We start from the raw sequence: 8,957 nt of genomic DNA, 5'->3' as shown, positions 1-8,957 counted from the left end.
TTCACAAGTTAAATACAATTATTATACAACATAAATTGAAAACTAACATATGGAATCAAATGTTATATATAACATTTTAGTCCTACGCCAAACTGTGTATGGAACTTTCCGACTGAAGAACCGAACAGGCATCTTTCCCTTGCGTTAATCAGGAACACCACCCGGTCGGTAATATAACTTTCCAGTTCCAGCGTCAGCGCACCGCCATAGACAAAACCGTCCTTATCGGTCAGGGTCGAGCCATCGGGTAGCAATTTATCGCCCCAGTTGCTCGTTTCGTACCCGGCAAGTGCGGACAATCCCAGCGAAAGAAAAAAGGTTTTCTTCCGGTCTGAAAGGAAGTTCATATAGTAACCGCCCTCGCCTGTAAACTGGCTGACTGGTATTTGCAAATCCTTGTAGGGGTAATGCTTTTCGAGGTATTCCCCGCCAACAACCCACCTGTTCCCGTTTTTGGTATAGGTGGAAAGAGCCGCCCCGAAATAATAGGCGAAATCGCTTTTACTGTTCCAGTGAACACCGTCCGCCATGCCGCCCGTAACCTGCAAGCCTTTCATTCCCGGCAGACATCTTTGTGCGTGTGCCTGGTTGAAAGTCAGGCACAGCACAAAAAGGGATATAATACAACATATCCTTTTCATGTTCATTTGATTTTAAGTTCGTTAATCACTTTGGCAGCCACTATATCCGAATTTTCCACCCGGATGGTTTGGTGTCTGCCCCCGTTCTTTTCCACCAGTTCGATGACTAATATCTTATCGTCAGGGATAGTGAACTGCGGAACGGTGTACACGGTGCGGACGGTACTTTTGCCACCGATAACCAGTATCTCGTTATAGCTCCGCACCGGGTCAATCACCGTTTCCTGAATAGCCGTTCTTTTGGCTACTTTCTTATCCACAATCTTGAAACGGATAAAGTCGGTATCAAACGGCACGTTTGAACTGTTCTTTGTTTGTGTGTGGAAGTAGAACAGCCCGTTATGCGAATAAATCCCCTTTACCAAGAACTGCACCCCGAACCGTTTGCATCCCAAATGCTTTATTTCCCGGTCATTGTTCTTGTAGATGGACTGCATAATCAGCTTTACCAAAAGCGGGCTTTCGTTACCCAGTTCACGGAAATAGATGTTCATCCGGGTATGGCTGAAATCCGTTGTGTCCTCATTCTCCAAGAAGTCTTTCATTTCGATGTTCAGCATTTCCGGTTCGTGTGCGTATTTTGCGTTAAAACTGTAAAAGCTGCCATCCTCACAGATAACGGAAAAATTGGTTTCACCGGGAAAGCCCTCTGTCGTAGCCTTGACCCTGACAACATTTTCCGCCCCGTCCGCTTTTCCGGCAATAATGTAGTTACTGCCTAAGTCCACGTACTTAACGGCAGACGGGAAAATGATATGTACCGTTTTGGCGAACGTCACCTGTACGCCGTAAGGTGTCACCATTTGGCGGTAAGGCAGCTTTTTAGTAATGCCCTGATACAAATCGTTACTTTGTGCTTTCATTGAAACCACGCCCAAGAGTAGGGCAAACATGATAATTAACTTTTTCATTTTGGATTGAAATTTTTATGGTTGATAAATAAATTACTGTTGTTTGGCGTAAAGCATCACCTGATAGTTCGCTTTCAGGTGTACTTTTACCGTTCTGAACTTCTTGGCAAGGTATTGCGAACCGCCTTGCATCAAGCCCCTTGTAATATCCATTGCGACCTGCTGCCCGGCACTTTGCGCAAAGGAAATGCTCGTACCCAGTCCCGCACCGATGTTCGCCATCGCTTCCTTTGCCGCTTCCTGTTCCAGTGACGAGGGAACGGAAAGCCCCTTTTGCCCGTCACTGTCGTAAACGGCAAGTTCCACCGGAATGATGTTACCCGCATATTCGAGCGAGGACACCAGTATGTCGAGCCGTTCCCCCTGCACTTTGGCACTTCCTGAAACAAGGCTGTTTTTCGGGACAATCACGTTCCCCGCCTGTAACGGTTCTAACAGCCGGAGCTTGACGGTCTGCCCGTCCATAAGTGTTTGGTCGTTATGCACACACGCCCGGATAGTGTTCTTTCCCATCGAATAACCACTGCCGACCGCCGTATTAAACCCGTAATTGCGTGGCTTGCTGTATTCGGCGACAAATTCGGCGTTGCTCATGGGCTGCTGCAATCCTGAAACCGTCCTGTCCGATACCGATTTTACAGGTGTGGCATTTCCTTTGCCCTGAACAGGTGCGGACGGTGCGACCTGTGCAATCTGTCCCGGTTGCGGTGGTACGCTTTGCCCGTTCTGTCCGTTCATATACTTTGCCGCCAGTTCGTAGGACTTTTCCATAAGTGCAACCTGTTCATCCATGTTACCCGCACCGCTTTCTTTCGCATCGAGCCGGGCAGTGAGTTCTTCCACCTGACGTTTCAGTTCCTCTTTTTCCTTGTCCTCTTTCGGCGTTTCGTAGAAACTGCCTAACTGACGGTTCATATCCCGGTAAGCTGCCGCCGAAGATTGGATAGAGGAACGGCTATTGTTCGGCGCACCCGCCCCGAAGTCTATTACATTGGTTTTCGGTTTTTCCGCCGGAGCATCATCTATCAGGGTCAAATCTTCCCCGTTCCCGTTTTCCTCTCCCAGCGAAAAGGCAAAATCCTGTAAGGAGCGCATCTTGTCCGCCTGTTTGTTCTCCATTTGTTCCTGTTCGTAGGCTGTCTTTTTATCGCTGATTATCCCGTCCCCTTTGGGTTGCGGAATATCGGCGTTAAATCCGCCCACGTTTTCCACCTTTGCTTCGTCCTTATCGGACGGTGCGAAAATCAGGTACATAGACCCCAAGAAAACCAGTCCCATAAGCGGGTAAATCAGCATCTTCTTTCGCTGCTGTATCTGCTGCGGGATCAGTTCCTTTTTTTCCTTTCCCTGTTTTTCAGGTTCTTTCTTCCTGTCCGTTTCCGGTGCGGGAACTTCATTTTTCACTTCTTTTTCTTCCATTGTCTGACTGATTAAAAATGTTCGTACTGTCTTTACCTTGTAGCTGCAACTGCCTGATGTGTTCTATCCGTATGGTTTCGCCATCCTCTTTTCCTATCCGGTAAATGGATGATACCGTAAAGTAGATGGATAGCCCGCCGAAGAACAGGAGCATAAGCAGTATGACTGCCAGCCTTATTTCCGGTGTCATGCGCCCGCACAGGTGGCGGAGTTTTTCATCCGCCCAGTCCTGCACATGGGTAATTGCCTGATTAACCGGAGAGAGAATTTTCCGTATCATGGCTTACCGCTTTATGGTGTTCAAGTCCTTGTTTTCCGTTATCTCGAAACTTTCCATCATAAAGCCGTGCGGGTTGTTGTCACTTCTTACAGCGTTCAATAACCGGCAACGGGTGACAAGGCTTCTTTCCGTCACGCTGCTTTCACGGATAATCATTTGGCGGGCATAGGTAGCCACCGCATACGGGTACACATCGAAATTGCAAGAAACGCTGTCTATCTGTATGGTCTGGCTGATATTGCCCGAAATGATACGGTTGTAATATCCCTTTTCCGAGAGGTCACGGTAATAGTTAAATGCGCTCTTATCGGCGAGGAACAGCGACCGTTTGATATTGCTTTCGATAGCGTTCTTATCCGGTGAGAGCGTGAAAAAGAGTTCGTGAAAACGCTTCACGTGTTCCCTTGCTTCAACCGGACGGTTTTGTGTCAGGTCTTGCGAAAGCGCAAGCATCAAACTTTTACCACCGTCCAATACATAAATTTTCTGTCGTTGCGCTTCGGCAAATGTGTAGGAGTTCCAAACGGCATACCCCGTTATCAGGGTACACATAACGACAAACACAATCCCGAAAAGACGTATCTGTTTGAAACTGGTTTCAATGTTCTTTAAACTTTTAAATTCCATCTTGATTTTTAATTATTGATTACCTTTGATTAGTTTACCGCCGACCCTGCCGCCAGCGTTTCCGGTGGCTGCTCCGGCTACCGCACCAACGCCACTGCCCGTTTTATTGGCTGCACTGTTTATATTCCGGCTCATGTTGCCCATTCCGCCCGCCTGAATAATCCAGTTCGATACGGTGGGGATGGTGAAGTAACCGATGATACCGATTATCATAAAGATTATGTACACTGAATTGCTGCTATCGGGTACAAAATTGGGGTCTGATAGCTCCTGAATATCCTTTTGGAGCATAAGCACCTGTATTCGGGCAAGAATGGAACTGAACAGGTCTGAAACGGGTAGCCACAGGTAAACGGAAATGTACCTTGTTATCCATTGGGTCAGTGTCGCCTGAAAGCCATCATATACACTGATGGCAAAGGCTATCGGACCCAGTATGGCAAGGACAATCAAGAAAAAGGTTCGGATAGTGTCTATCACAAGGGCTGCCGATTGAAAGAGCAGTTCCAAAAGTTCCCTGAACCAATCCCGGACGGATTGCTTGATATTGTGGGCTGCCCTATCCATGTACATACCGCCCATTGTGGCAATATCTTTGGCAGACCATCCCAATTCGTCAATCTGTTTATCAAATGCTTCATCCGAAACAAGGTAAGCCGTTTCCGGATTACGCACCATCGCTTCATATTCCAGTTTGTCCTTTTGTTCCCGGTAGGCGTTCATATCGAAAGTTTGCGTTTCGAGCATATTGTTACACCCCTTGACTACTGGCGACATCACGCTGTTAATCGTACCCAGTACGAATGTGGGGAAGAACATAATACAGAAACCAATCACAAAAGGACGGAGCAAAGGGTAAACGTCTATCGGTTCGGCACTGGCGAGCGACTGCCATACTTTGGCAGCCACATAGAACAAAGCCCCCAGTCCCGCTATTCCTTTGGCTACCCCCGCCATGTTCCCGCATAGCGGCATCATATCCGTGTACAGACTTCGTAAAATCTGATGCAGGTTATCAAATTCGATTGCTAATAACATACTACTTATTTTTAAAAGTTACCAGTAACGTTCATCCGCCGAACCATACAAAGCCATTACCCGGTCGGTGTCCTTTTTCTTTTTCGCCCGCAGGTAGGAAACAGAAATATTTTTCCGGGTATAGTAGCTCACCAAATCCCGGTAGTTCCTGATGGAGTTATACGTCCGGTCGATAACGTCCATCCGTTCTTTATCCGACATGGAAAGCCCGTTGATGTTCACCACGCTTTTCATTTCTTCCAGTACATCGGAACTTTCCTGCAACAGTTGGGTATATCCGTAGGCAATCGCCGAAAGCTCGTCCGGCGTATAGTTTTCATCCGAAAGCATCTTCTGAAAACTGTTCACATAGATGTCGGAAATCTCACCGATAAGCAGGATAGACTTTTGTACTTTCCGGGCATCTTTGACAAGGTTATGCACTGATTTTAAGGCATCATAATAATCTTTTCCCTGTTGATAAATCTTTACCGTTTCCTGAAAATTCTTTATCATATTCTGTGCGGTCGAAGAAGTCTGAATGATGTTCTTTGACGCATTGATAATCCCTTGCGCCAAGTTGCCGGGGTCACTCACCACCCATTGTGCGTTTACCTTTCCGACAAACAGGCTGCATACTACAAGCAGCATTATAATCTTTGTTTTCATACGCTTACTTCTTTATTGGTTGGTTACTCCGTTTATATTCTCCGCCGGGAGAAAGCAGAATCCGGTCATTCTCTTTGTCATAAGTCAGCAGGACGGACAACCCCGTTTCGATGAACAGGTTTCCGTCTTGTTCTGAAATCTGATAGGTTTCCGTTTGGATAGTTCCCCGGTAGGTCTTTCGATAGGTCGTTACCCGGTAATGCCCGTTTTCCTCAAAGAGAGAGAACGCAGGACGGTTTTTCACGCTTTCCCAGTCACCACGCATCGCCCTAAGACGGTCGGTGTTTGTTTCCTTACAGGAAGAAAGCCCCAGTAACAAGGTGCATAACAGCACCGGAAACAGGAATTTTAAATGTTTCATACTGAATGATTTTTAAATTGTTAATTGATTATTTTTCGGGATTGCGCTTGCTTTCGGCAAGCCGTTTGATAGCAAGTTCGAGATTACCGCCCAACTTTTCGGACAAGGCGAATAGTTCCATCTTTTCCGTTTCTTCGGTGGTGTATGTAAAATATTCTTCCAAACTCACTTCGGTAGCATATACGGCTGATTGTGTACCGCCTAAGCCTATCCAAACTTCCTTGTATTTCCGGTTCGGATGATTGGCAAGGTTGATGGAAAGCACCTGTGAACGTTCCTTATCGGTCAGTCCCAAAAGGTTCTGTATGCTATCGAATTTATTAAGGTATTTCCTTTGGTCGAGCAGTATCTTACAATCAGAATTGTTTATAATACTCTCTTTTACAATGGGCGAGGAAATAATATCTTCGACCTCTTGGGTAACTACAATCGCCTCGCCGAAATACTTTCTAACGGTTTTGTATAAATATTTTATGTAATCCGCCATATTCGCCGATGCAATCGCTTTCCACGCTTCTTCTATCAATATTAATTTCCTGATACCCTTTAGTTTACGCATTTTGGAAATAAATACTTCCATGATAATAATGGTTGTAATCGGGAACAGGATTTTGTGGTCTTTGATATTATCCAACTCAAAGACAATGAAGCGTTTATGCAGCAAATCAAGCTCCTTGTCGGAGTTCAGCAGGTAATCATATTCGCCCCCTTTGTAGTAAGGTTCTAATACATTCAGGAAGTTGTCTATATCGAAATCCTTTTCCCGGACGTTCTTTTCTTGCAGGTGCGCCCGGTAGTCATTTTTCACATATTCATAGAATGTATTGAAGCAGGGAGTAACCGAACTATCCTTAGTAATCAGTTCGATATAGGAACTTACGGCGTTTGACAAAGCCACTTCTTCCGCCCGTGTGGGTGCTTCATCGTCCCTTTTCCAAAGGGTCAGGATAAGCGTTTTGATACTCTCTTTCTTTTCAATATCGAATACCCCATCTTCCACATAGAAAGGATTAAACGCTATCGGGTTTTCAGTAGTATAGGTAAAATAAATCCCATCTTCCCCGTGCGTTTTCCGGTTTATCATTTCACACAATCCTAAGTAACTGTTTCCGGTATCAACCAGCAGGACGTGCGCATTTTGTTCGTAATACTGGCGCACCATGTGATTGGTGAAGAATGATTTGCCGCTACCACTCGGCCCAAGTATGAACTTGTTGCGATTGGTAATGATACCTTTTTTCATTGGCAGGTCTGAAATATCAATGTGCAACGGCTTTCCTGTGACCCTATCCACCATCTTGATACCAAAGGGAGAAAGCGAACTTTTGTAGTTCGTTTCTTCGGTGAACATACAAAGAGCCTGTTCTATAAAGGTGTAGAAACTTTCTTCCGCCGGAAAGTCCGCCTGATTGCCGGGTATGCCCGCCCAAAACAAGGTCGGTGTGTCGGTGGTGTTATGACGTGGCTTGCACTCCATAAGTGCGAGCTGTGACCCCACATCATTTTTAATGTGTTTGAGTTCGTCCCGGTCGTCACTCCATGCCATGATATTACAATGGCATCGCACGGAGATAAGCCCCTGTGAATGTGCTTCGTTCAAATATTCCTCTATCCAAGACTTGTTAATCTGATTGGCACGGCTGTATTTGGAAAGGGAGTGCATATTGCGAGCCATCTTTTCAAACTGTTTCAGGTTCTCCGTATGGTCGTCAATGAAGATGTACTGGTTATAGATATGGTTACAGGAAAGCAACACGCCCACCGGAGAAGCAAAAGATAACCTGCAATCGCTCCGGTCGGTGGATAGCTTTTCATAGCGGGTATCTGTTCCCACCTTGCCCGGCATATCTTCCGCATCCGAAAGGGTATGCAAACAAAGAATATCGTCACCTATCCGCATATCTTCGGCGTTCAGTTGAATATCTTTCAATGTGGTAGTGTCTGTTTGTGAGAGTGAAAAGTATTTTTCCACGATACCCGCCGTTTCCTTTGTCCCGGTGATTTCGTCCGAAGTCAGGCGGGTAAGGGTAATGAAACCGCTATCGTTCATAATGCTTTCAAACTGCCCCACCGCTTCGAGGAACTTTGTAACCGTTTCCTTGTCCTTTATCTCTTTGGGGACAAGGAAGCCCCGGCAAAGAGTAGAAAAATTACTCTGCATCCGGCTACGTTCCTTTGTCGTTTTCGTCAGAAACAAATAGCAGGTATGGTTTAAGAACGGTCTTTCATTAAAATGCCGTTCAAAGGAACGGGAAAGGAAACTCAAATCATCCTTTTGGATGTCAGGCGCATAGTTTTCTTTGATGAACCAGTCCTGTTTATGAACGATGCTATAATCGGGCAGCACCTTTACCGCCTTGTTCCAAGCGGAATGTATCGCTTCGTATTCGGCTGCCGTGACGGTGAACAGTTCCGGCAGTTCCACCCGGAACGCCACCGTTATGTCGGCGTCTTTGGAAACGATGCACCCGTTTTCCACCGTGAACAGTGGAAACTTGTTTTCCAGCGTAGTAGCTTTTAATATATTTCTCATTTCGATGCTTGTTTTAAATGGAATAATCGGGATATGGCTTTTCGGTTGATGATATGGAAAGGGTGGCTTTTGCGTGCGGACAATTTCATTAACCCGTGTGTCCCGTACTTTTCGTTTAACCGGAATGTGAGCCATACAAGCAACGTTGCCGAAGTAACGCCGAAGATGATGCACACCCACTGGTTAATGCCTACCATGTACATGATGATGAAAAGCACGAACAGGGCTAACAGCCCGCCCGCAAAAATGAAAAGATACTGACTTTTCAACCCTTTAAACTCAACTGGCTTGCCTATCCCCCTGTTAATCGGATAGTCTGCCATAGTCCATTTCTTTAGAGGAAGAATGAACGTAGGATAGTGGCAGCGACAATCAAAAAGATACAAGCACCAAACCAAGAAGCCGCCGTTTTACTGGTGTCAGGGTCGCCCGAAGAAAACTTGCCAATCGAGTAGGCAAAGGGAATCTCACCCTAAGCCTCTCACAGAACCGTACTTGA

The 8,957-nt window shown here is 46.0% G+C and carries 10 protein-coding genes and 1 pseudogene; all 11 read right to left on the bottom strand.

What is annotated here, in order from left to right; translation table 11 throughout:
* Nucleotides 1-62 precede the first annotated feature (62 nt).
* Nucleotides 63-641 carry a conjugal transfer protein TraO gene (locus DW173_RS23290; protein WP_120145321.1) on the bottom strand — a complete coding sequence of 193 codons (579 nt, stop codon included), beginning with the start codon at nucleotides 639-641 and terminating at the stop codon, nucleotides 63-65.
* 2 nt (nucleotides 642-643) lie between these two features.
* The gene (gene traN / locus DW173_RS23285; RefSeq protein WP_118158788.1) at nucleotides 644-1,552 is read right to left on the bottom strand and encodes a conjugative transposon protein TraN; all 909 of its coding nucleotides are present in this window, start codon (nucleotides 1,550-1,552) and stop codon (nucleotides 644-646) included.
* Nucleotides 1,553-1,585: 33 nt separating this feature from the next.
* Nucleotides 1,586-2,971, bottom strand: coding sequence for a conjugative transposon protein TraM (gene traM / locus DW173_RS23280; protein ID WP_120145320.1), 1,386 nt, complete (start codon nucleotides 2,969-2,971; stop codon nucleotides 1,586-1,588).
* Nucleotides 2,946-3,251 carry a TraL conjugative transposon family protein gene (locus DW173_RS23275; RefSeq protein ID WP_120145319.1) on the bottom strand — a complete coding sequence of 102 codons (306 nt, stop codon included), beginning with the start codon at nucleotides 3,249-3,251 and terminating at the stop codon, nucleotides 2,946-2,948. Before DW173_RS23275 ends, traM begins: the two co-directional genes overlap by 26 nt.
* Nucleotides 3,252-3,254: 3 nt before the next feature.
* A complete protein-coding gene (traK, locus tag DW173_RS23270) occupies nucleotides 3,255-3,878 on the bottom strand; it encodes a conjugative transposon protein TraK (RefSeq protein ID WP_015532621.1) in 624 nt (207 codons plus the stop codon).
* 12 nt (nucleotides 3,879-3,890) lie between these two features.
* Nucleotides 3,891-4,916 (bottom strand): conjugative transposon protein TraJ, encoded by a 1,026-nt coding sequence (gene traJ / locus DW173_RS23265; protein ID WP_011107101.1) that lies wholly within the window; start codon nucleotides 4,914-4,916, stop codon nucleotides 3,891-3,893.
* 18 nt (nucleotides 4,917-4,934) lie between these two features.
* Nucleotides 4,935-5,564, bottom strand: a complete 630-nt coding sequence (locus DW173_RS23260; RefSeq protein WP_120145318.1) for a DUF4141 domain-containing protein — start codon at nucleotides 5,562-5,564, stop codon at nucleotides 4,935-4,937.
* A gap of 4 nt (nucleotides 5,565-5,568) precedes the next feature.
* Nucleotides 5,569-5,925, bottom strand: a complete 357-nt coding sequence (locus DW173_RS23255; RefSeq protein ID WP_120145317.1) for a DUF3876 domain-containing protein — start codon at nucleotides 5,923-5,925, stop codon at nucleotides 5,569-5,571.
* Nucleotides 5,926-5,953: 28 nt separating this feature from the next.
* On the bottom strand, nucleotides 5,954-8,458 hold the full coding sequence (locus DW173_RS23250; RefSeq protein WP_120145316.1) for a TraG family conjugative transposon ATPase: 2,505 nt from the start codon (nucleotides 8,456-8,458) through the stop codon (nucleotides 5,954-5,956).
* On the bottom strand, nucleotides 8,455-8,781 hold the full coding sequence (locus DW173_RS23245; RefSeq protein WP_032529744.1) for a DUF4133 domain-containing protein: 327 nt from the start codon (nucleotides 8,779-8,781) through the stop codon (nucleotides 8,455-8,457). The genes DW173_RS23250 and DW173_RS23245 overlap by 4 nt, the downstream gene beginning before the upstream one ends.
* Before the next feature lie 11 nt (nucleotides 8,782-8,792).
* Nucleotides 8,793-8,903: pseudogene (locus tag DW173_RS23240) on the bottom strand (DUF4134 family protein); the annotation flags it as partial.
* Nucleotides 8,904-8,957 lie beyond the last annotated feature (54 nt).

Source organism: Bacteroides sp. AM16-13, assembly GCF_003602705.1.
GTDB classification, from domain to species: domain Bacteria; phylum Bacteroidota; class Bacteroidia; order Bacteroidales; family Bacteroidaceae; genus Bacteroides; species Bacteroides xylanisolvens.
Note: the sequence above shows the minus strand (reverse complement) of the source record. Positions and strands in the feature narration are given on the sequence as shown.

Excerpts from the sequence above, each read along its gene's own strand:
- DW173_RS23290 (WP_120145321.1), bottom strand. The coding sequence starts at position 641 with ATGAAAAGGATATGTTGTATTATATCCCTTTTTGTGCTGTGCCTGACT.
- traN (WP_118158788.1), bottom strand. The coding sequence starts at position 1,552 with ATGAAAAAGTTAATTATCATGTTTGCCCTACTCTTGGGCGTGGTTTCA.
- traM (WP_120145320.1), bottom strand. The coding sequence starts at position 2,971 with ATGGAAGAAAAAGAAGTGAAAAATGAAGTTCCCGCACCGGAAACGGAC.
- DW173_RS23275 (WP_120145319.1), bottom strand. The coding sequence starts at position 3,251 with ATGATACGGAAAATTCTCTCTCCGGTTAATCAGGCAATTACCCATGTG.
- traK (WP_015532621.1), bottom strand. The coding sequence starts at position 3,878 with ATGGAATTTAAAAGTTTAAAGAACATTGAAACCAGTTTCAAACAGATA.
- traJ (WP_011107101.1), bottom strand. The coding sequence starts at position 4,916 with ATGTTATTAGCAATCGAATTTGATAACCTGCATCAGATTTTACGAAGT.
- DW173_RS23260 (WP_120145318.1), bottom strand. The coding sequence starts at position 5,564 with ATGAAAACAAAGATTATAATGCTGCTTGTAGTATGCAGCCTGTTTGTC.
- DW173_RS23255 (WP_120145317.1), bottom strand. The coding sequence starts at position 5,925 with ATGAAACATTTAAAATTCCTGTTTCCGGTGCTGTTATGCACCTTGTTA.
- DW173_RS23250 (WP_120145316.1), bottom strand. The coding sequence starts at position 8,458 with ATGAGAAATATATTAAAAGCTACTACGCTGGAAAACAAGTTTCCACTG.
- DW173_RS23245 (WP_032529744.1), bottom strand. The coding sequence starts at position 8,781 with ATGGCAGACTATCCGATTAACAGGGGGATAGGCAAGCCAGTTGAGTTT.